This is a genomic window from Neorhizobium sp. NPDC001467, assembly GCF_050275975.1.
Classification (GTDB): Bacteria; Pseudomonadota; Alphaproteobacteria; order Rhizobiales; family Rhizobiaceae; genus Neorhizobium.
The window spans coordinates 216,864-238,374 of the sequence record NZ_JBNNPS010000005.1 but is presented as its reverse complement, the minus strand read 5'-3'; the positions used below and the strand labels follow the sequence as shown (position 1 = coordinate 238,374).

Sequence of the window (21,511 nt, the reverse complement as noted above, 5' to 3'; positions counted from 1 at the left end):
GCTTGTGGTGCCGATGTGCCACCGGCCAAGCCGCCTCAAACGACAATCCCCGCCGGAGAGGCAGGGATCATGACGTTCGCTGTGACTGCGGTCAGGATTTACCCTGCTGCATCCGCTTGCGATGCAACTCCTCGGCATCCGGGCGCGCCGCATCCGGCACGCCGAAGACCTGCCCGGGCTGGATCAGGTCCGGGTTGGTGATTTTGTCCTCGTTGGCAAGATAGATCGTCGTGTAGCGCACGCCCTGACCGTAGACGCGGCGGGATATCTGCCACAACGTATCGCCACGGCGGATGATGACGGAGGCATTCTCGCTCTGCGTCAGCGGTGCCTGCTCGATGGTGCGGGCATCGCCCGAAGGCATGGTCGCGACTTCGGTCCCCGTCGCTCCGGCCTGGCTCGGCGGCGTGTCGACAATCGGGCCGACGGCGGTGGCGATGATGGTGTTGATGTCCCTGAGACCCTTGCCGAAATCGGCGACATCGCGTGGCAGGGCCTCGACGGCCCTAAGTGCGGCGGTCGCCTGGGCGATGGTCATGTCGGCGATGCGGCGGGCTTCGCTGCTCGCATCGGCCGGCAGACGGTACTGGACCAGCGACGTGAGCGCGATGGCGGTGGCGGAGCGGGCGGCGGCCAATTGCTCGACCGTCGGTACCGCGCCGTTGGCATAAAGGCCGGTGAGGATGTCATGGGCGCGCGCAACCTGATTGCGCAGACGGTCGAAGGCGCCCCCGTCGATCGGGGCAATCACCTTGCCGGGCGGCAAAGCCGAAAGGCTGGCAACGGCCGCGACCTGATCGCCGGCCGGACGGTTGAAAGGAACGGCGACACGCAGGACGACCTTGCCGTCCGGGCCGATCTGCTCGACCGCAATGCGGTGGTCGCCCACCGAAAGCGGCACTTTGCCATCGATGACGAAATGGCCATTGCCGGCCGCCACGGCCGTCCCGATCACGGTATCGTCGGCATGGCCACGCAGCTTGGCCTGCGGCCGGGCAATGCCGGCAACGAAAAGACGGTCGCCCTCCACCTCGACGGCGGTGACCTGAATGTCCCGGTTCTGGCTGTCCGGCTTCTGGGCGGCGACCTCGGTTTTAGCTGCGGAATTGCCGGCAGCGGGAGCAGCAAGCGCAATCTCGGGCGATACGGGCGGAGCCGCGACCGTTGGCATTTCGGTATCAGTCGGCGTGCCAACGCGTTCGGTGCGGGCGGCGGAGATTTCACCGGTTGCGGGCGTGGCGATCAGGCGGCTGGCCTCGCCCGGCTTGGTGACCATGGCGAGCAGCTCGCCGCCCTTTGCCGCGGGCACGGAAATCGTCGCGACCTCTTCGGACGTCATCACCTTGCCGTCCTTGCCCTTGACCTTGAGGATCAGCTCATGATCCCCGGGCGGCAGCGGTTTGTCTAGAATGGCAGCAAATTCACCGCCATTGGCAACATCGGCCTTGGCCAGAACGGTTTGTCTGTCGGTCACTTCCAGCGTCGTGCCCGGCACGGCGCGGCCGGCGATCACGGTAGAGCCATCAGGCTCGACACGCAGGACGTCAAATGTCGGCGCATCGGATACTGTCGTCTCGCTGCCACGCGCAGCCGGTGCCGTGGCCTGCGGCGGCGTGGTCTCCGCTGCCGCGGTTTTCTGGCTTGCCGACGGGGCGGTATTGGACGCTGTTGTCCGGTTTTGCGACGCTGCCGGTTCGACGAGATCCTGAGCGGCCTTGCCGCCCTGGGCGACGGCCTCCTCCACCTCTCTACCAGCCTCGTTGATGGCCGCGCCGAGCGGTTTTATGTCGGAGGAAATGCGGGGCATGATGAAGAACACCATCACGATGGTCGCGATGGCAAGGACACTCAGGGCCAGCCAGCCGGCAGGATTTCTCAACATCAGTTCTCTCCCGACGGAACCGCCGCCGCATCAAAGGGAAATAGCGCTTTCATGCAACCTTCACAAGCTTTTCAAGGATTTCTGCCTTGCTCTTCCTGCTCTTTGCGGTCAATTTTGACGTTTGTGCGTCGTCACGCGTGAAGAAGAAGCGACAAGCGGAGAAAACCTTGCCCATCCAGTCCATCTGCGTCTATTGCGGTTCCCAGCCCGGACGCGACCCCGCCTACGTGGCGGCCGGTCGCGCATTGGGAAAATCCATCGCTGCCCACGGCTTGCGCCTCGTCTATGGCGGCGGCACCAAGGGCATCATGGGTGCGGTCGCGGCGGGCGTCCTTTCCAGCGGGGGGCAGGTGACTGGCATTATCCCGGGATTTCTTGTCGATATGGAGGCAACCCGTCATTCGCTTGGCCAGCTCGACGACCTGATCATTACTCGTGACATGCATGAGCGCAAACACAAGATGTTCGAGCGGGCGGACGCATTCGTCACCCTGCCGGGCGGTATCGGCACGCTTGAGGAAATCGTCGAGATCATGACCTGGGCGCAGCTTGGTCGCCATGAAAAACCGATGGTTTTTGCCGATATCGGCGGCTTCTGGAAACCGATGCTCGATCTGGTCGGTCACATGCGCGACCAGGGCTTCATCCACCGCGCGCACCTGGTGCAGCCACTGGTGCTGTCCGATGTCGAGCAGATCGTGCCCGCCATCCTTGCGCACGCCGCCGATGGTGGCGTGTTCGCCGGACGGGAGGACGTGATTTCCAGGCTTTGATCGCCAGCAGTGACGGAGCTGCCCGGGCCGGTCGGCCGTCGTCGCGATCAAACGTTGGAAGCGGTCCTTTGCGGCGCAGTCGAGGGCAATCCCGACGGACGGCCATTGCTTTTTGCACGGTTGTTGCGATCATCTGAGACAACCAGAGAGGGAGGTGATGACCCATGGGCGATCCCGATGAGAATGTCCACCGTGCGCTCTATGCCCGCCAGATCCTGGCCAAGGCTGGAATAGCCCGCGATGAAAGGCTGGAAACGGCTTTCGCCAAGGTCCGGCGGGAGGATTTTCTCGGTCCGCCGCCCTGGCTTGTGAGCGATCTGCAACAGTACAAGGAACTGGCTTCCTCCGACCCCGCCATGCTCTACCAGGATATGGTGGTAAGCCTGGATGCTTTTCGCCGCGTCAATAACGGCATGCCCTCGCTCCACGCGCTCGCCCTGCACCGTCTCGGCATCCGGGAGGGGGAGACGGTCGTGCATCTGGGGGCGGGCACCGGTTACTATACCGCGATCATGGCCGAACTCGTCGGGGAAAGCGGCCGGGTGATCGGCGTCGAATATGATGGTGCGCTTGTCGATCGCGCCCATGCGGCGCTTGCCGGCTTGGATCAGGCCAAAGTCGTGCACGCCGATGCCCTGCGGCAAGGCTGGGTCGAAGGCGAAGCGGATGTGATCTATGCGAATTTCGCGCTCGATCATCCACCGGCGCTGTGGGTCGAGACCCTTTCCGTGGGTGGCCGGCTGCTGTTTCCCTTCGGTGTTCCTGCGCCCGGCAGCCGGGCGACGTTCAGCCGCTGGGCCGCCTTCCTGATGATCGACCGGCGCGCCGGCAGTTTTGGTGCGCGTTTCCTCGCGCCCGTCTCCTTCATCTGGGCGGAGGATACGGAACCTCCGCCGGAGGGGCGCCATGCGGCGTTGACCGAGGCCTTCAAGGGCGGTGGCCTGTCCCGGGTGCGCAGTTTTCGCTGGCAGGCACCGGCCCGCGGCGCGGAATGGTATGGCGAAGAGCCGTGGGGATTGTCGTTTGACGAGGTCTAGCGACGCCTCGCATTCATGCCCGTGCTGAATGTAAGCTTCAACCGAATGAATTGGCTGGCGTGCCGTTTGCGGTCTAGAAGCGGGCCATTCAGCATGGAGTATCATCGATGGCAACCGACAGCACCGCACCGCAGGTTAGGAACGAGGACACGCCGCGTGGCTTTGCCTTCGCACTCGCCGCCTACCTGATGTGGGGTTTTCTGCCCTTCTATCTCAAGGCCGTGTCGCACCTGCCGCCACTCGAAGTGCTGGCCCATCGCGCCCTGTGGTCCGTGCCGGTGGCGGGGGCGGTCCTGCTCATCCTGAAACGGACCGAGGAGTTGAAGCTGGCAATCCGCACGCCGCGCATGCTGGGCATGGCCTGCGTCACGGCGGCTTTCATCACGGTCAACTGGGGCATCTACGTCTGGGCGATCGCCAACGATCACGCCCTCGAAGGCGCGCTCGGCTATTTCATCAATCCGCTGTTCAGCTTCTTCCTGGCGGCCGTGGTGCTGCGCGAGAAACTCAGCCCTGTGCAACTGGCGGCGATCGGCCTTGCCGCTATCGGCGTCGTCATCCTGACGGTCGGATCGGGTGGGCTGCCGTGGATCTCGCTGGGGCTCGCCTTCACCTGGGGTTGTTACGCGCTGTTTCGCAAGACCCTGCCGATCGGCCCCAACCAGGGCTTCTTCCTGGAAGTCCTGCTCATCAGCATTCCGTTCCTGCCCTATATCGTCTATCTGGAATGGACGGGGCAGGGCCATCTCTTCAACGGCACCGGCTACGATACGTTCATCCTGATGCTGGCCGGTCCGATCACCGCCGGCCCGCTGATGATCTATGCGAACGGCGCCAAGCTGCTGCGCCTCTCCACCATCGGCATCATGCAATATATTGCACCGACGATGATCTTCCTGATCGCCATCTTCGCCTTCAAGGAACCGCTGAGCACGGTGAAGCTGATCGCCTTCCTGTTCATCTGGTCGGCGCTGGCCGTGTATTCCTGGGGCATGCTGAAGGCCGCGAGGAAGCGCTCGGTCTAAAAGGTTGCTCGCTGCGCTACCCGGACAATTCCTCAGGCGGTCGCCGCCCCGGCCGGTAGAGCGGGGCGGCGACCGGTGGTGACGATCAGGCCTTGCCTGCAAACCGGTCTGTCGCACGGATCAGCCGGTCGGTGATGCCCGGTTCGGAGACGGCATGTCCCGCGCCCTCGACGATATGAAAGTCGGCCTCGGTCCAGACCTTGGAAAGCTGCCAGGCATATTTCAGCGAGCAGGGCATATCGTAGCGCCCATGCACGATCGTGCCGGGAATGCCCTTGAGCTTGGCGGCGTCACGCAGAAGCTGGCCATCTTCCAGCCAGCCGCCATGCATGAAATAATGCGTTTCAAGGCGGGCGAAAGCGAGCGCAAAGTGCTCCTCGTCGTGTTTTAAGGTCAGTCCCGGATCGGGCAGAAGGGTGATGGTCGAGCCTTCCCAGACGCTCCATGCCCTGGCGCAACGGATCTGCTCGCCCCTGTCGGTGCCGGTCAGGCGGCGATGATAGGCGGCGAGCATGTCACGGCGCTCGGCTTCGGGAATGGGTGCGATAAAATCCTCCCATTTATCCGGAAACATTTCCGAGACGCCGAACTGATAATACCAGTCCATTTCGGCCTTGGTGAGCGTGTAGACGCCGCGCAGAACGAGTTCGCTTACCCGCTCGGGATGGGTCTGCGCATAGGCGAGCGCCAGCGTAGATCCCCAGGACCCGCCGAACACCTGCCATTTGTCGACACCCACCATGCCCCGCAGCCGCTCAATATCGGCGACCAGATGCCATGTCGTGTTGGCTTCGAGGCCGGCATGCGGCGTCGAGCGCCCGCAGCCGCGCTGGTCGAACAGCAATACGTCGTATAGCGCGGGATCGAACAGCCGGCGTTGAGCCGGAGTGCAGCCGCCGCCCGGTCCGCCATGCAGGAAGACGGCCTGCTTGGCGCCTTTCGTGCCGACCCGTTCCCAATAGATCACATGGCCATCGCCGACATCGAGATGACCGCGCTCGTAAGGTTCGATCTCAGGATAGAATGTACGCAGGATTTCGGTCACAGATGCAAACCTCTTTCAGGCCAGTTTTCGGTGTCGTGGTCGGGATGCTGGAAGGAGATGATCTGCTCCTGGCGTGCGTAGTAGCCGGCATCGCCATGCACCGGTGCATCGAAAATCGTCTCCACCCATGGCAGCTTGAAAGCGTGATTGACCTGCAGGACCGGTGCGAGGTCTCCCCGTTCGTCGAAGGCGCCGATGGCGATATCGAGGCCGGAAGGGGTGCGATAGGTCAGCGGCGTGCCGCAGTTTTCGCAAAAGCCGCGGTCGATATTGACGGAAGACTGGAAATATTTCGGTTCGCCACGGGTCCACTCGACTCCGCCCTCCGGTGCGGTGACCAGGGGGCCGAAAAAGCCTCCAAACGCCTTCTGGCACATGCGGCAATGGCAGATCGAGGCACGCCCCAGCGCACCATGGACCCTGAAGCGCACCGCGCCGCACTGGCAGCCGCCCGTTCTGACTTGCTCGGTCATTGCTTTTCTTCCTCGTTGCCGCCGGTTGCGATCACCGGCGTCCAGGTGTCGGTCTCGTGGTCGGGATGCTGGTTGGATGTCAGGTCGGCCAGAAAGGGTGCGTCCTCGATGTCGTCCATCGTCTCATGGCCGGGCAAGGCATGAAGACGGTCGACGAAAGGCAGCTTGCCCTCGATGCCATACTGGACGACCGGCGGCAGGCCTGCCGGGTCATCGAATGCGCCGGCGGCAACCGCGATGCCATCCGCCGCCTCGTAGGTGAGCGGCGTGCCGCAATTGCCGCAAAAACCGCGGCGCACATGATTGGATGACTGGAAATATTTCGGTGCCCCGCGCGTCCACGCGAAAGTCTGTCCCCCAGTGGACACCAGCGGCGCGTAGTAAGCACCAAATGCCTTCTGGCACATGCGGCAATGACAGATGGAGGACTGGCCGGGCGTACCCTCGATCAGGAAGCGAATGGCGCCGCACTGGCAGCCGCCGGTATGGACAGGCCCGGTCATTCTTTCGTCACCATCGGCCAGCGGGCGTCGTCGGCCGTATCGTGATCGGGATGCTGACGGCTGCCGGCGTCATTTCCGGCATCGTTCGACGGCGAAACGTCAAAGCTGCTATCGTGGGGAAGGACGGCAAGCTCCGCGAACCAGGGCATCTTGCGGGCAAGATTGGTCTGCAACGCCGGTCGGACGCTTTCGGGGTCATCCAGCGAACCGAGCGTGATGCTGATATGATCGCTGCCGCCATCGTAAAACAGCGGCGTACCGCACCGGGCGCAAAACCCGCGCCTGACGCTGTCGGAAGACTGGAACCAGGTCGGCTCGCCCCTCATCAGTGTGAAATTCTCGTGGCCGATGCCGCCGAATGGCATGAAGTAATTACCGGCCGCCTTCTGACACATGCGGCAATGGCACACATGCGGAAAGCCGATCTCTCCCGTTGCACGATATCGCACGGCGCCACATTGACAGCCTCCGCTATAGGCCCTTCCAGTCACGGCTCCATCCTCCTCTATCGGAGAACACCATAGGGTGGCGCCCCAAGACACCGCAACCGGAATTATCTCAGCGCCTGACCTCCCAGCTCGTTACCCTTTCGCCGGTTGCCGCGTCCTTGCCGTCCTTGAGCTGGATGCCCTTGGCCGACAACTCGTCGCGGATTTTGTCGGCCTCGGCAAAGTTCTTGGCCTTCAGCATTTCCAGCCGCATCGAAACAAGCGCGTCGACAGCACCGGCGAGCGCCTCGTCTACCTCGGTCTTTTCCGGCAGCACGCCAAGAAGTGCCGCGCTTGCTGCAAACATCGGCAAAAGCGTTGCGTCGGCATTGGCTTCCTGCGCCAGCGCATGCAGGCGTTGCACGGCGGCCACCGTGTTCAGATCGTCGGCCAGCGCATCGATGACGATCGGGCAGGGCGCGGCATCAGATGCCTCTGCCGCAGGCCATTTTGCCAAAAGACGTTCAGCCTCTTCCAGACGCTTTACCGAAAAATCGATCGGTTCGCGGTAGTGGGTCATCAACATCGCAAGCCGCAAGACCTCGCCCGGCCATTGCCGGCCGCCGAAATCGTCGGTCGCCAGCAACTGATTGATGGTGACGAAATTGCCGTCGGACTTCGACATCTTGCGGCCTTCGACCTGCACGAAGCCGTTATGCATCCAGACATTGGCCATCACCTGCGTGCCATGAGCACAGCGGGATTGCGCGATCTCGTTTTCATGGTGCGGGAAAATCAGGTCGAGACCGCCGCCGTGGATATCGAACACCTCACCGAGATAACGACCGCTCATCGCCGAGCACTCGATATGCCAGCCGGGGCGTCCACGGCCCCACGGGCTTTCCCAGCCCGGTTCGTTGTCGGCTGAAAGCTTCCAGAGCACGAAGTCGCCGGGGTTCTTCTTGTGCGCATCGACAGCGATGCGGATGCCGGCATGCTGCTCGTCGAGCGGTCGCCTGGAAAGCTGACCGTAATCCGCCATCGATTTCGTATCGAACAGCACTTCGCCTTCGGCCACATAGGCATGGCCGTTGCCGATCAGCTTTTCGATGATTTCGACCATCTGCTCGATATTGTCGGTGGCGCGCGGCTCGACCGTCGGCTCAAGGCACGCGAGTGCCGCTACATCCGCGTGGAATTGCGCGGCGGTTTTTTCCGTCACCGCATGGATCGCTTCATTCAGCGGCAGGTGGGGAAAATCGCGCAGGGCGCGGGCGTTGATCTTGTCATCGACGTCGGTGATGTTGCGGGCATAGGTGACGTGGCTGTTGCCATAGACATGCCGCAGCAGGCGGAACAACACGTCGAATACGATGACCGGGCGAGCATTGCCGATATGCGCAAAATCATAAACCGTCGGGCCGCAGACATAGACGCGCACGTTGTCGGCGTCGATGGGCTGGAAGGCCGTCTTCTCGCGGTTCAAGGTATTGTATAGCTTGAGCGTGACGCTCATCGAAAAAATCTCCCAAGGTGCTCGAAGGCGCATGCCACCACCGGTACCGGACCGGGGCGTTTGTCTTCAAGGCTTTCGAGAGACGAAAACGACCGGACCAGCGCGAACGCTAGCGGATAATGTTCCCACAGATGGAAATCGTCGTTTTCATGTGGTCGTTATGGCGCGCCCCAAGGGGACGGTCAAGGGGAGGCTAGCCACACTTGCGATCAACGACGTCATGGCGATCGACGTCGACCAATTCAAAGGCGGTGCCTTCGCCTCGCAACACGATCCGGTAATTGCCGCGGTCGGGATGGATGGTGCGGTAGTCGCTGCCCTTGAGCTTTTCGAAACGCAGGCCGGGGTGACGCGGGTTTCCCATGAATAGCCTCAATGCCTTCTGAACCTGTTCCTTTGCTTCTTGCGGCAGTGCTTTGTAGGCGCGCGTGAAGCGAGGCGAGGCACTCAACTGCACGGGCAACGCTCTCAGGTTTCAAGGAAGGCAATCAGGTTATCGGCTTTATCGAATTTTGGACCACCGCGAGGATCGGGATCATGGTCCCATATCACACGCATAAGGCGATCCTTGCAGTCTTCACACATTGTCAGCCAGCCAAATATAGCTTCGCGCCCCTCTCGCTCAATGTCCTGCATCCTTACGTTAAGGGCATTGCCTCCCAGCAACGTGAGAGCATCATGCCAAAAATACTTTTCTGAAGCAGGGTCCTGGAGAGAAACGAGGTTTTGAATGGCTGTCTCGATACTTTCGCGCAATGGCGTAATCATCGTCATCACAGTGCGGACATCGTCGTGATCCGCCTGGGTGAGTAGCCGTTCAAGCGTGTCGATGAGATCGTAAATCTGCTCCCGCCACTCAGCCACATCTTGGCCAGCAACTTTGGTATGCCGTCTGACGGTCGAGATAGTAGGATTCTCGTTATCGTTGGCAATTTTCGATAGATCAAAGGTCGGTATTGTCGGCCAAGCGGCAACCACGTCTTCGACTTTTCTTTTTAAGGCTGCGTTGCTCATGACAGGCCTCTTTCCGTGGCAAGCAATGTAACGCTTGAAAGGTCAAGATAAAAGCCCCGGCTTTAAAAGGGGCAGGTAGATCACGCGGGCAGCCGGTACTCCACGAACCGGTTTTCCCGCACAACGAACAGCTTGCCGCTTTCCGTCATTTCCGGCGACATCAGCGGCAGGATCTTTTCCGCGATCTCGGAGGGATGCGGCAGCGTTTCCGGGTCTTCACCGGGCATGGCCTGTGCGCGCATGGCCGTGCGGGTGGCGCCGGGGTTGACCAGATTGATCTTCAGGTTGGTATGCGCCATTTCCTCGGCCCAGATGCGGCCCATAGTTTCCACCGCCGCTTTCGACATCGCATAGGCGCCCCAGAAGGCCCGCGGATTGGTGGCAACGCCGGAGGAGAGGAGGAGCGCGCGGCCGCCGTCGGATCTGACCAGCAGTGGCTCCAGCGAGCGGATCAGACGCCACATCGACGTGACATTGGTGGTCATCACCTTCTCGAACACCTTGGCCTCTACATGGGCAAGCGGCGAGATGACGCCGAGAATGCCCGCATTCGCCACCAGAATATCGAGCTTGCCCCAGCGCTCGAAAATAGATGCGCCAAGCTTGTCGATGGCCGCCATGTCGGTGATGTCGAAGGGAACGAGCGTCGCCGAGCCGCCGATTGCCTTGATGGCGTCGTCCAGTTCTTCCAGACCGCCGACCGTGCGGGCGCAAGCGATGACATGCGCGCCCGCCTTCGCCAGTTCGAGCGCGGTGAAATAGCCGATGCCGCGCGATGCGCCGGTGACCAGCGCAATCCTGTTCCTCAGGTCGATCGTCATGCTATCCGTTCCCCCCGCCATCGGCTTTTGCTGCAACAACCGAAAAAGGCTGCGTTTCCGCAGCCTTTTAAAGTGTTTGTACCCGGATGGGAACCGGTCCAGGCCGCCGCAGCCTCAGCCTCAGCCGTTGCTGGCCAGAAGCGAAACCTTGCGGCCAACCGCCTCGCCATCCTTGTCGAGAAGACGGGTCGGATAGTCACCGGTAAAATAGTGGTCGGTGAACTGCGGACGCGCGTCGTTGCGGTCCTCGCCGCCAACGGCGCGGTAAAGCCCGTTGATCGACAGGAATTCGAGGCTGTCGCAGCCGATATATTTGCACATGGCTTCCAGGTCTTCGTACTGGTTGGCGAGCAGTTTGTCGCGGTCCGGTGTGTCGATCCCGTAGAAATCCGGGTAAAAGATCATCGGGCTGGCAACACGCAGATGCACTTCCTTGGCGCCGGCATCGCGGATCATCTGAACGATCTTCAGCGAAGTGGTGCCACGCACGACGGAATCGTCGACCAGCACGACACGCTTGCCGTCGATCATCGCCCGGTTGGCCGAATGTTTCAGCTTGACGCCAAGCGCGCGGATCTGCTGCGTCGGCTCGATGAAGGTACGGCCGACATAGTGGTTTCGGATGATGCCGTATTCGAACGGAATGCCGCTCTGCTGGGCGTAGCCGAGCGCTGCCGGGGTGCCGCCGTCTGGTACCGGCACAACGACGTCGGCGTCGACCGGGGCTTCCTTGGCAAGGTTGATGCCCATGTTCTTGCGGGCCACATAGACCGAGCGGCCGCCGACGACCGAATCGGGACGTGCAAAATAAACGTATTCGAACAGGCACAGCCGTTCCGGCTGACCGTTGCCGGCCTTGCGGGCATCGATCGAGATCGAACCGTCGGACTGCACTTCGCAGATGATGACCTCGCCGTTTTCGACGTCGCGCACATATTTCGCGCCAATGATGTCGAGCGCGCAGGTTTCCGAGCAGAAGACCGGCTTGCCGTCGAGTTCGCCCATCACCAGCGGACGGATGCCGGTGGGATCGCGCGCCGCGATCAGTTTCGTGCGGGTCATCGCCAGCATCGAATAACCGCCTTCCATCTGTCGGACGGCATCGATGAAACGGTCGGCAGTGGAGGAGTAGCGCGAGCGAGCGATGAGATGCAGCACGACTTCGGTATCCGAGGTGGACTGACAGATTGCGCCGCCGGCGATCAGCTGGCGACGCAGCGTCAGGCCGTTGGTGAAATTGCCGTTATGGGCAATCGCGATGCCGCCGACTTCCAGCTCGGCAAACAGCGGCTGCACGTTTCTGAGCGCCACCTCGCCGGTGGTGGAGTAGCGCACATGGCCGATGGAAATGTCGCCCGGCAGTTTGGCGAGCGTCGCCGGATCGGTATAGTGATCGCCGACCAGGCCCATGCGGCGCTCCGAATGGAAGCGCAGCCCATCGAAGGTGACGATGCCGGCGGCTTCCTGGCCGCGATGTTGAAGGGCATGCAGGCCAAGGGCGGTCAGCGTCGCCGCGTCGGGATGCCCCAGAATGCCGAATACGCCGCATTCCTCATGCAGCGTATCGCCGTCCAAATCATCGATAATGCCTTGCGAAACCGGCTGACTCATCTCTGCTGGCCTTTACCTTGGTAGGGGAAAACGAATAGGCCGGGCGGGGGAATCGGGTCCCGCTGTCCGGCCTTGCTCTGTTCAGATGCTTGATAACACAAATGGTGACGGCATGCTGCCAATCAAGCGAAACTTATCGTCAATTATTCGTTGACGGCGCTTCATCCGAAGGCGCTGCCTCGGGGGCACCTTCGGCCGGCTGTTCCTCGCCGCGGATACGGGCGCGGATCTGTGGCTCAATATCTCGCGGCAAGGCGGCTTCCAGGCGCGCGACGAGCGAATCCAGGAACGGCTTCGACTTGGCCTGCTTCACCCAGTCCGGCTGCGCCTGTGCCCCGACCAGCCAGTTCCAGAACCCCAGCGCCACGACCAACAGCAGAATGCCTCGGGCCGCGCCGAACAGAAAACCCAGCGTCCGGTCAAGCGCGCCGATACGGCTGTCGATGATGAAATCGGCAATCCGGGTGGTAATGAAGGTGATGATGATCAGCGCGACAAGGAAAATGATGCCGAGCGACGCTGCAAGCGCAATGCGGTCATCGGCGGTATAGTTCTTCGCATAGGGCAGCAGCAACGGATGCAGGTAATAGGCGGCGGCAACCGAACCGGCCCAGCTGGCGATAGACAGCACTTCGCGCGAAAAGCCGCGAACCATGGCGAGCACGGCCGAAAAAAGCGTGACGCCGATGACGATACCGTCGAAAATCGTGATGGGCATAAACTACCTACTCCAGAACTTGGGCGGCGAGGGGGCCGGAACGCGAAGGCGATCTGGTCGCCCGATGACATGTGCCGAAAAGGCGCGGAGGTCCTTGTCGCTGCCCTCTTACATCAGTCGCCTCGGTAACGGAAGATCAATCCTCACCGTCCTGTTTCCCCAGCTTCTTTGCCGATCCGGCGATGCGTGAGACGAGATCGGGCAGGTCCTCGATCCTCGTCCAGCGCGCGTTTGCCCCCTTCGGCAATTCGGCTGACGTGGCCGGCAGCATGGCGCCCGAAAAGCCCAGCTTTTCGGCTTCCTTCAAACGCTGGGCCGTCTGCGACACTGGGCGCACCGCGCCCGACAAGCTGATCTCGCCGAAAAACACGCAGTCGGCGGGCAGGGCGAGGCCGGCAAGCGAGGAGACAAGTGCGGATGCAATCGCCATGTCGGCAGCCGGCTCGGAAATGCGGTAACCTCCGGCCACGTTGAGATAGACGTCGTGCTGGCCGAGCCGCACGCCGCAATGGGCTTCGAGCACGGCGAGGATCATGGCGAGGCGTGATGAATCCCAGCCAACCACGGCCCGGCGCGGCGTGCCGAGCGAAGTCGGCGCCACCAGTGCCTGAACCTCGACCAGAACCGGGCGTGTCCCTTCCATGCCGGCAAACACAGCGGCGCCCGGCGACTTGGCATTGCGTTCGCCCAAAAACAGTTCGGACGGGTTAGTGACTTCGCGCAAACCACGATCAGACATTTCGAACACGCCGATCTCATCGGTCGGGCCGAAGCGGTTTTTGACCGTGCGCAGCACGCGGTAATGGTGGCCACGGTCGCCTTCGAAATAGAGAACGGCATCCACCATATGCTCGACCACGCGGGGACCGGCGATCTGGCCTTCCTTGGTCACGTGACCAACGAGAACCATGGCGGCCCCCGTCTGCTTGGCAAACCGGATCATCGCCTGCACGCCGGTGCGCACCTGCGTGACCGTGCCGGGTGCCGAGTCGGCGGTGTCGCTCCACAGCGTCTGGATGGAATCGATGATGACCAGGTCCGGGCGCTTGCCTTCCGATATGGTGGCGAGAATGTCTTCCACATTGGTTTCGGCGGCGAGCAGCACATCGGTATCGGCAGCCCCGAGACGCTGGGCGCGCAGTCGCACCTGCGCTACGGCTTCTTCGCCCGAGACATAGATGATGCGCTGTTTACGGCGCGAAAGGGCGGCCGCCGCCTGCATCAGAAGTGTCGATTTGCCGATACCCGGATCACCGCCGACCAGCACGACGGAGCCGCGCACAAAGCCGCCGCCGGTGGCGCGGTCGAGTTCGGATATGCCGGTCTGGACGCGCGGCGCTTCCTCGGTTTCGCCCGACAGCGTGGTCAGCGTCACGGCGCGGCCCTTTTTCGGCACCTTGCCGGGGCCTGAGCCGATGCCGCCCATCGGATCTTCCTCGACAATGGTGTTCCATTCGCCGCAGCCTTCGCACTTGCCGGCCCAGCGATTATGCACCGTGCCGCAGTTCTGGCACACGAATTGGGTTTTGGGTTTTGCCATGGGGAAGGGTCAGTCTTTTTCTTTGTTTTGGTAGAAGGTCAGAAAGTCGACGGGCGTGATTTTCTGCCGGCCATGCAGAAAGCGAAGGACCGACAGCTTCTCGTTATCGATAAAGAAATAGATGCAGCGCTTCCGATAGGGAAAGGCACGAAGATCAGGGATGAAATCGCGTGGGCTTCCGGTAATCCCGAGATTGGCCATCCATTCGATCTTGCCGTTGATGTCGTCAAGGAAGCGCCTTGCGGCTATCGGGTCGAACTGGGCTATATACTCATAGATGCCGAGAAGATCGTTCAGGGCCTCGAACGACATTTTCAGCTGACGCGGCCGCATCCTTCCGTTCCTCCGCCATCTGCAAAATATGCGCAGTCAGTTCATCGGCATCTGCAAATGTCATCACCCGTCCGGCATCGATGTCGTCAATGCCTTGCTGGATCAAGTGGCGGAGCTCCTGAATTTGGCCTTCTTCGCTGCCGAGCAGGCGCAGCCCGGCGGCAATCACTTCCTCAGCATTCCGGTATTGCCCGTCCTTCAATTGCTCTGTGATGAAGTCTTGGTCCTGTTCACTAAGATGGATCTCGGTCATTTCGATCTCCTTTTGTTCTCTTCTATCACGGTCCCCATTGGCTTCCAAGAGGCCCGCGACGAGAAGGATTGAAAGAGATCAGTCGCTGGCGTCAATATACCGACGCTCGTGGCGCAGGCCGAGGCTGGTCAGCAGTTCGTAACCGATCGTGCCGCCCGCGCGCGCAGCTTCATCGAGCGGAATGTTGGGTCCGAAGAGTTCGATGTAATCGCCCACGCGAACATCACCTTCGGGTACGTCGGTAACGTCGAAGATCACCATGTCCATGGTCACGCGGCCGAGCACCGGCACGCGCGTATTGCCGACGAAACCGAAGGCGCCCGGCGTACCGCCGGCGCGCAGCGGCACGCCCGAGCCGGCGAGCGAGCGTAGGTAACCATCAGCATAACCGGCCGAAACGACGGCAAGCCGGCTGTTGCGCGACAGCTGATGGGTGGCGCCGTAGCTGACGGTCGAGCCGGCGGCGGCCTCGCGGATCTGGATGATGCGGGCTTCCGCCTTCGCGACGGGCTTAAGCGGCGGCATCCCGTTGACCGCTTCGCCGCCGTAGACTGCAATGCCCGGACGGGTGAGGTCAAAATGATATTCCGGTCCGAGAAAGATGCCGGCCGAGGCGGAGAGGCTTGCCTCTATCCCTTCGAAAGCCCCGGCAACCCTTTGAAAGGCTTCAAGTTGCACGCGGCTCAAGGGGGAAGACGGGTTGTCGCCACTATGCAGGTGCGACATGACCAGAACCGGGGAAAAGCTTGCCGGCCGGGACACGTCTTCGGCCAGCGCCAGCGCCTCGTCCAGGGAAAGCCCGAGGCGGTTGAAACCGGTATCGACCTGAAGCGCACAAGGATGGTCGTCTCGATCGGCGATCACCGACATCCAGAAGGCAAGCTGTTCTTCGGAAGCGAGAACCGGGACCAGATCGCGATCGAAGAAAAATTCTTCCTGGCCCGGCCAGATGCCGGACAGAACGTATATGCGCGCATCGGGCGCATAGGTGCGCAAGGTTGCGCCTTCCTGCGGCACGGCCACGAAGAAATCGCGTGCGCCAGCCTCGTAGAGCGCGGTGCCGCAGTCCTCCAGCCCCAGACCGTAGGCATCGGCCTTGACAACGGCCGCGGTGCGGGCATTGCCGGAACGTCGTGCCATGTCGCGCCAGTTATCGGTGAGCGCGCTGAGATCGACCGTCAGCCGCACCGGCGCCACGTCGAACGGATCGTAATCAGCCCCGTTGTCGAAATCGTCGGCTTCAGAAATGTCGGTCATCTCGTTCATGGCAAGGCACTCATGCAATGGGCTAGTGTGAGGCGACCCTATAGGCGTTGCCGCGACGAGAAAAGCCGCTTCGAGTAATTATGGTACAGGCGGCGCTCGATCAGGCAACCCCGCAAAGGTCGAAATCAGCATGGATCACGGCTCTTCGTAATGCGTAAAGCTCGGCTCGGCCAGATCGGCGAAGCGCGTGAATTCCGACTGGAAGGCGAGTTTGACCGTGCCGGTCGGTCCGTGGCGCTGCTTTGCGATGATGACGTCTGCCGTGCCCTTGACCTTGTCCATATGCGCTTCCCATTCCGGATATTTCGGGTCGGAGATATCGCGCGGCTCCATGTTCTTCACATAGTATTCCTCGCGGAACACGAAGAGCACGACGTCGGCGTCCTGCTCGATCGACCCTGATTCGCGAAGGTCGGAAAGCTGCGGGCGTTTGTCCTCGCGGCTTTCGACACCACGCGACAGCTGCGACAGCGCGATGATCGGCACGTTGAGCTCCTTGCCGAGCGATTTCAGCCCCGTGGTGATCTGGGTGATTTCCTGCACACGGTTTTCGCCGGATTTGCCCGATCCCGTCATCAGCTGGATATAGTCGACCACAAGGCAATCGAGACCTCGCTGGCGCTTCAGGCGGCGGGCGCGGGCGGACAGCTGGGCAATCGAGATACCACCGGTCTGGTCGATGAACAGCGGAACCTTCTGCATCATCTGGGAGCAGGCAACCAGCTTTTCGAAATCGGCCTCGGTGATGTCACCGCGGCGGATCTTGGATGACGAAACTTCGGTCTGCTCGGAGATGATACGCGTCGCCAGCTGTTCGGACGACATTTCGAGCGAGTAGAAACCGACGACGCCGCCGTTCTTGGCCTTGAACGAGCCGTCCGGCTGCACTTCCGGCTCGTAGGCTGCAGCAATATTATAGGCGATATTGGTGGCAAGCGACGTCTTACCCATGCCCGGACGTCCGGCCAGCACGATCAAGTCGGAACGTTGCAGGCCGCCCATCTTGCTGTCGAGCGACATGATGCCGGTCGAGATACCGGAGAGATGGCCGTCGCGTTCATAGGCCTGGCCGGCCATGTCGATGGCGAGCGCCACGGCATCGTTGAAGGACTGGAAACCACCATCGTAACGGCCGGTTTCTGCAAGCTCGAACAGGCGGCGCTCGGTGTCTTCGATCTGCGCCTGCGGCGGCATGTCGAGCGGCGCGTCATAGGCGATGTTGACCATGTCCTCGCCGATGGTGATCAGCGCGCGGCGTAGCGCCAGATCGTAGATGGCCCGGCCATAATCTTCCGCATTGATGATCGATACGGCTTCGGCGGCAAGGCGCGCGAGATATTGCGCCACCGTCATGTCGCCGACCTTCTGGTCGGCCGGCAGGAAGTTCTTGAGCGTCACCGGCGTCGCGGTCTTGCCCATGCGGATGATGTCGCCGGCGACCTCGAAGATCTTGCGATGCAGCGGCTCGTGCAGATGCGGCGGCTTGAGGAAGTCGGACACACGGTAATAGGCATCGTTGTTGACCAGGATCGCGCCGAGCAGGGCCTGTTCCGCCTCGATATTGTTCGGAGCCTCGCGGTAATGCGGCTCTGCGGGCTGGGCACTGGTGATTTTGCGCGCGACTTCGTTCATCGGTATCTTATCCGTCTCGTCGTTCGGTGTTCGGCACTGCTATAGGCTTTCTTTTAAGAGCTGGGCTCTTGTTTCGAAACACCCCGGCGGCTGGAATTGGGTTTCCCACAGCAGTTCACAGCCGCATGGAAAAAGCTCAATGAAGTGGCAAATCCGGTTGACTATCCGGCAGATGCGACTCGGCTTCATATCATATGAGTTTAACGCATCGGTGAGGCGCCCGAAACCGTCTCGGCCGGGTCCGTGGCCATATTGTCGGGATGCCGGGAAAAGAAAAACGCCCGGGCCGTGAAGCCCGGGCGCTACCCGCAGAAAGATCTGCGAAAAGACGATTATTCGTCGTCGCCGTCCTGGTCGGCGTCCGGATCGAAGAAGTCTTCCGGACGCAGGGCGTCTTCGTCAACGCCGTAGATGGCGTCAGCCGAGGTGAGGCTTTCGCCCTTGGCCTGGCGCTCGGCTTCTTCGGCCGAACGGGCAACGTTGAGTTCGATTTCGATCTCGACTTCGGCATGCAGGTGCAGAACAACCTTGTGCAGGCCGATGGCCTTGATCGGGGTGTTCAGGTCGACCTGGTTGCGGCCGATGTTGAAGCCTTCGGCGGCGAGAACTTCGACGATGTCGCGGGCAGCAACCGAACCGTAGAGCTGGCCGGTTTCGCCAGCCGAACGGACGACGATGAAGGACTTGCCGGAAAGCGAGTCGGCAACCGTCTGGGCTTCGCCCTTGCGCTCGAGGTTACGCGCTTCCAGGGTCGAACGCTCGGCTTCGAAGCGCTTCTTGTTGGCTTCGTTGGCGCGCAGCGCCTTGCCCTGCGGCAGAAGGAAGTTACGGGCAAAGCCATCGCGAACCTTTACGGTTTCGCCCATCTGGCCGAGCTTGGCGATGCGTTCAAGAAGAATGACGTCCATTGTCTTGATCCTTTCTGGTGTCAGTTCTGTTCGTTGATATCGGTAGGTGTCTGCTTGCCGTCGGCAGTCCGCGCCGGCGTCAGGGCAATGGTGCGACGGGTATCGAAAAGTCCGAGGATCATGATGCCGATGGCCGGCAGCGTGAAGATCGTCGAAATGTAGCACAGGGCGAGGGCGGGCACGCGCCAGTCCTTGCCCAGCGTGCGGAAATGCAAGGAGGCGAAACCCGCCATCAGGAAGCCGGCGCCGAATGTTCCGCAAATCGTGGCGCCGATCATCGCCGGAACGCCGCCGACGAACATCATCAGGATGCCGGCGAGGAAGGCGAAAATGGCATGACGGTTCATGCGTAGCGCCGACGGCATGTCCTCGCGCGGACGCAGTGCCCGGCCGGAGCGAGACACGATCCGCACCGCGAAATAGAAGGCCGCAAAAAGCATCGCCACCCAGGCCGCGCCCTGACCAAGCGGCAGCATGACCAGAAGCAGCGGCTTCATCAGGTCGAGACTTTCCTGCATGCGGGCAAGCGCTTCCGGATCGGTGGCGAATTCCGAGCCGGGCGCCTTGATGGCTTCGCCCACGGCCTCGACGAAGGAATTGGTGAGGTCCGGGCCGTAACCGATCGCGATGCCGAGGATGATGAGCGCAACGGTGATGAGGCCGCACAGGTGCATGAGGATATCCGAGATCGGATACCATGCCATCAGGTTGTCGGGGCCGCCGAGTTCGGAAGCCGGGCGCGCCAGATTGGCCAGGTGCGACAGCCAGCCGGCCGGGATCAGCGTGAAGGCCCCGATCGCCAGCGCAAACAGTGGCGAGACCATCACCGAAGCCAACAGCGCGGACGTCGCGACGGCGATGATCGCGGCGCGGTTGCCCCAGCCGAGGCCGGCAATGAAAATCGGAAGAGCGGAGGAGGCGAATAGAACGATCGACAGAACGGACTGCGTCGACGCGCCCATGACGAGCATGGTCGCGGCAATACCGGCGATAATGCCGGTCGGCAGAACTGTCCTGGTCTGTGCGTTCACGGTTTCGCTGTCCTGCGTATCGAGCAGTTAGGGGAGGGCTTGTGGCCTTGAAATCCCCAACATGGGTTTTTGTATTTTCGCTCCGATCCGCGCCCAACGCGGAAGGGATACGACCCTCTGGTTCTGGACCAGAGGGTCGGTAGTTCAATTAGGCTACGACGTACGGCAGCAGGCCGAGGAAACGGGCGCGCTTGATGGCCTGGGCCAGTTCGCGCTGCTTCTTCTGGGAAACTGCGGTGATACGCGAAGGAACGATCTTGCCGCGCTCAGAAATGTAGCGCTGCAGCAGACGAACGTCCTTGTAGTCGATCCGCGGCGCGTTTGCGCCAGAGAACGGGCAGGTCTTGCGACGACGGTGGAACGGGCGGCGAGCCGGAGAAGATTCAGCCATTGTGTTTGATCCCTTCTAGCCGATTAAGCTTCGCGAGCCGGACGCGGCGCGCGCTGGAAGTCGCCGTCACGACGCGGCGGGCGGTCACCGAACTCGCGGCGCGGGCCACGGTCGTCGCCGTCACGACGCGGACGGTCGTCGCGGTCGCGCTTCTGCATCATGGCAGACGCACCTTCTTCGTGCTTCTCGACGGCGATCGTCATGTAGCGAAGAACGTCTTCGTTGATGCGCATCTGACGTTCCATCTCGTGCACGGCAGCAGCCGGAGCATCGATGTCCATCAGGGCGTAGTGTGCCTTGCGGTTCTTCTTCATGCGGTAGGTCAGGGACTTCAAGCCCCAGTTTTCTACGCGCCCGACCTTGCCGCCGTTCGCTTCGATGACACCCTTGTACTGTTCTACGAGGGCGTCGACCTGCTGTGCGGACATATCCTGTCGGGCAAGGAATACGTGTTCGTAAAGAGCCATGTAACTTTGCCTTTTCTTGCGTTTGTTTCCATCCGGACCTCGGCGGCTAAGCCTCAACGACTGCTCCTGGGGGCTTTAAGGCCCGGCAAGAAAAGTTGTTGTTTCGAGACGGTCGAGAGCGGAGACACGGGAGGCTTGGACCCTGCGGTCCGTGCAGCGTGCCTTGTCGGCTCGCCTGCCCTCCGTTCAGCCACCAGCCAGAAGACCGGATGTGTCGAACAAGGGCGGCTTATACGGATTTCTCCGGAAAGTGCAAGGGCAGGTGACAAACCGGACAGAACAACCCGCTAACGGCAGCAGCAAATCTCAGAACTGCCGATAGAGATCGGCCATGGACGGCTGAGCGGAGGCGACGGGCTGCGAAAAAATCTCGTTTTCTTCAAGACTGTCGAGAAAGGCCGATACGGCTCGCTCGTTTTCCTGCCGTGCATCTGTCTCCTGCGCAAAGGAGTCGGATCCCTTTCGCAACGGGCGCATCAGGTCGAGGATCTCGACGATCTTCGCAAGCGCCGGCCTGCCGGTATCGTTTCGGAAGCCGGTTTCCAGCGTGCCCTGCGGGATCAGCGGCCGGCCCGGCATGGTTGTCGCCGACGATCCCATGGCCGGAGTGACGAGCAGGGCAGCGTCGTTGCCGCTGAAAAGGGAGCGTCGAAGGGAACTGATGGCGTCGGTCGTCATGGTTTTCTCTTCCGCATGTCAGGGAACTGTCGAGAGCCACAAGCGCAGTCGAAGGCGGGCTGCCTTGGTTGGCGATGCGGGCATGATTGGTTGACCTGATAGCTAGCGCCGGGTTCGAAAGCGGGGAAGTGAAAGGCCAGGTTCGGCTACCGCCTTCGTTAACAAA

General features: G+C 61.6%; 24 protein-coding genes. 3 read left to right on the top strand and 21 right to left on the bottom strand.

Features of this window, described 5'->3' with window-relative positions; all coding sequences use genetic code 11:
- Positions 1-91: 91 nt before the first annotated feature.
- Positions 92-1,882, bottom strand: coding sequence for a LysM peptidoglycan-binding domain-containing protein (locus ACQKKX_RS13060; protein ID WP_427571118.1), 1,791 nt, complete (start codon positions 1,880-1,882; stop codon positions 92-94).
- Between the two features lie 167 nt (positions 1,883-2,049).
- Between ACQKKX_RS13060 and ACQKKX_RS13055 the strand changes: the two genes are divergently transcribed.
- From ACQKKX_RS13055 to rarD, 3 genes are all read left to right on the top strand, one after another.
- On the top strand, positions 2,050-2,655 hold the full coding sequence (locus tag ACQKKX_RS13055) for a TIGR00730 family Rossman fold protein (protein WP_427571117.1): 606 nt from the start codon (positions 2,050-2,052) through the stop codon (positions 2,653-2,655).
- Between the two features lie 164 nt (positions 2,656-2,819).
- Positions 2,820-3,692, top strand: a complete 873-nt coding sequence (locus ACQKKX_RS13050) for a protein-L-isoaspartate O-methyltransferase family protein (protein WP_427571116.1) — start codon at positions 2,820-2,822, stop codon at positions 3,690-3,692.
- A gap of 107 nt (positions 3,693-3,799) precedes the next feature.
- On the top strand, positions 3,800-4,717 hold the full coding sequence (rarD, locus tag ACQKKX_RS13045; protein ID WP_427571115.1) for an EamA family transporter RarD: 918 nt from the start codon (positions 3,800-3,802) through the stop codon (positions 4,715-4,717).
- An 85-nt stretch (positions 4,718-4,802) separates the two neighbouring features.
- Here the strand turns inward: rarD and pip are convergent, their stop codons facing one another.
- The 20 genes from pip to ACQKKX_RS12945 all read right to left on the bottom strand — a co-directional run bounded on the left by pip (position 4,803) and on the right by ACQKKX_RS12945 (position 21,345).
- Complete coding sequence (pip, locus tag ACQKKX_RS13040) at positions 4,803-5,762, bottom strand: prolyl aminopeptidase (RefSeq protein WP_427571114.1); 960 nt, start codon at positions 5,760-5,762, stop codon at positions 4,803-4,805.
- On the bottom strand, positions 5,759-6,235 hold the full coding sequence (locus ACQKKX_RS13035; RefSeq protein ID WP_427571113.1) for a GFA family protein: 477 nt from the start codon (positions 6,233-6,235) through the stop codon (positions 5,759-5,761). Before ACQKKX_RS13035 ends, pip begins: the two co-directional genes overlap by 4 nt.
- Positions 6,232-6,738 (bottom strand): GFA family protein, encoded by a 507-nt coding sequence (locus ACQKKX_RS13030; RefSeq protein WP_427571112.1) that lies wholly within the window; start codon positions 6,736-6,738, stop codon positions 6,232-6,234. Before ACQKKX_RS13030 ends, ACQKKX_RS13035 begins: the two co-directional genes overlap by 4 nt.
- A complete protein-coding gene (locus tag ACQKKX_RS13025) occupies positions 6,735-7,229 on the bottom strand; it encodes a GFA family protein (protein WP_427571111.1) in 495 nt (164 codons plus the stop codon). Before ACQKKX_RS13025 ends, ACQKKX_RS13030 begins: the two co-directional genes overlap by 4 nt.
- Positions 7,230-7,296: 67 nt before the next feature.
- Complete coding sequence (cysS, locus tag ACQKKX_RS13020; protein WP_427571110.1) at positions 7,297-8,682, bottom strand: cysteine--tRNA ligase; 1,386 nt, start codon at positions 8,680-8,682, stop codon at positions 7,297-7,299.
- Between the two features lie 193 nt (positions 8,683-8,875).
- Positions 8,876-9,046, bottom strand: a complete 171-nt coding sequence (locus ACQKKX_RS13015; protein ID WP_427571109.1) for a hypothetical protein — start codon at positions 9,044-9,046, stop codon at positions 8,876-8,878.
- A 104-nt stretch (positions 9,047-9,150) separates the two neighbouring features.
- Positions 9,151-9,696, bottom strand: coding sequence for a hypothetical protein (locus ACQKKX_RS13010; protein ID WP_427571108.1), 546 nt, complete (start codon positions 9,694-9,696; stop codon positions 9,151-9,153).
- A gap of 80 nt (positions 9,697-9,776) precedes the next feature.
- Positions 9,777-10,517, bottom strand: a complete 741-nt coding sequence (locus ACQKKX_RS13005; protein ID WP_427571107.1) for an SDR family NAD(P)-dependent oxidoreductase — start codon at positions 10,515-10,517, stop codon at positions 9,777-9,779.
- Positions 10,518-10,637: 120 nt separating this feature from the next.
- Entirely contained in the window at positions 10,638-12,128 is a 1,491-nt protein-coding gene (gene purF, locus ACQKKX_RS13000; protein ID WP_427571106.1) for an amidophosphoribosyltransferase, read from the bottom strand.
- Between the two features lie 139 nt (positions 12,129-12,267).
- Complete coding sequence (locus ACQKKX_RS12995) at positions 12,268-12,846, bottom strand: CvpA family protein (RefSeq protein WP_427571105.1); 579 nt, start codon at positions 12,844-12,846, stop codon at positions 12,268-12,270.
- A 136-nt stretch (positions 12,847-12,982) separates the two neighbouring features.
- Positions 12,983-14,386 (bottom strand): DNA repair protein RadA, encoded by a 1,404-nt coding sequence (gene radA / locus ACQKKX_RS12990; protein ID WP_427571104.1) that lies wholly within the window; start codon positions 14,384-14,386, stop codon positions 12,983-12,985.
- Between the two features lie 9 nt (positions 14,387-14,395).
- Positions 14,396-14,719, bottom strand: coding sequence for a type II toxin-antitoxin system RelE/ParE family toxin (locus ACQKKX_RS12985; RefSeq protein ID WP_427571103.1), 324 nt, complete (start codon positions 14,717-14,719; stop codon positions 14,396-14,398).
- A complete protein-coding gene (locus ACQKKX_RS12980; RefSeq protein ID WP_427571102.1) occupies positions 14,658-14,972 on the bottom strand; it encodes a type II toxin-antitoxin system ParD family antitoxin in 315 nt (104 codons plus the stop codon). Before ACQKKX_RS12980 ends, ACQKKX_RS12985 begins: the two co-directional genes overlap by 62 nt.
- Before the next feature lie 78 nt (positions 14,973-15,050).
- A complete protein-coding gene (gene alr / locus ACQKKX_RS12975) occupies positions 15,051-16,229 on the bottom strand; it encodes an alanine racemase (RefSeq protein WP_427571194.1) in 1,179 nt (392 codons plus the stop codon).
- Positions 16,230-16,373: 144 nt separating this feature from the next.
- Positions 16,374-17,870, bottom strand: coding sequence for a replicative DNA helicase (locus ACQKKX_RS12970; RefSeq protein ID WP_427571101.1), 1,497 nt, complete (start codon positions 17,868-17,870; stop codon positions 16,374-16,376).
- A 332-nt stretch (positions 17,871-18,202) separates the two neighbouring features.
- On the bottom strand, positions 18,203-18,778 hold the full coding sequence (gene rplI / locus ACQKKX_RS12965) for a 50S ribosomal protein L9 (RefSeq protein ID WP_427571100.1): 576 nt from the start codon (positions 18,776-18,778) through the stop codon (positions 18,203-18,205).
- Positions 18,779-18,798: 20 nt separating this feature from the next.
- Positions 18,799-19,749, bottom strand: a complete 951-nt coding sequence (locus ACQKKX_RS12960) for a DUF2232 domain-containing protein (RefSeq protein ID WP_427571193.1) — start codon at positions 19,747-19,749, stop codon at positions 18,799-18,801.
- 208 nt (positions 19,750-19,957) lie between these two features.
- On the bottom strand, positions 19,958-20,200 hold the full coding sequence (gene rpsR, locus ACQKKX_RS12955) for a 30S ribosomal protein S18 (protein WP_427571099.1): 243 nt from the start codon (positions 20,198-20,200) through the stop codon (positions 19,958-19,960).
- Between the two features lie 23 nt (positions 20,201-20,223).
- Positions 20,224-20,667 (bottom strand): 30S ribosomal protein S6, encoded by a 444-nt coding sequence (gene rpsF, locus ACQKKX_RS12950; protein ID WP_427571098.1) that lies wholly within the window; start codon positions 20,665-20,667, stop codon positions 20,224-20,226.
- 306 nt (positions 20,668-20,973) lie between these two features.
- Entirely contained in the window at positions 20,974-21,345 is a 372-nt protein-coding gene (locus ACQKKX_RS12945; RefSeq protein ID WP_427571097.1) for a hypothetical protein, read from the bottom strand.
- Positions 21,346-21,511 lie beyond the last annotated feature (166 nt).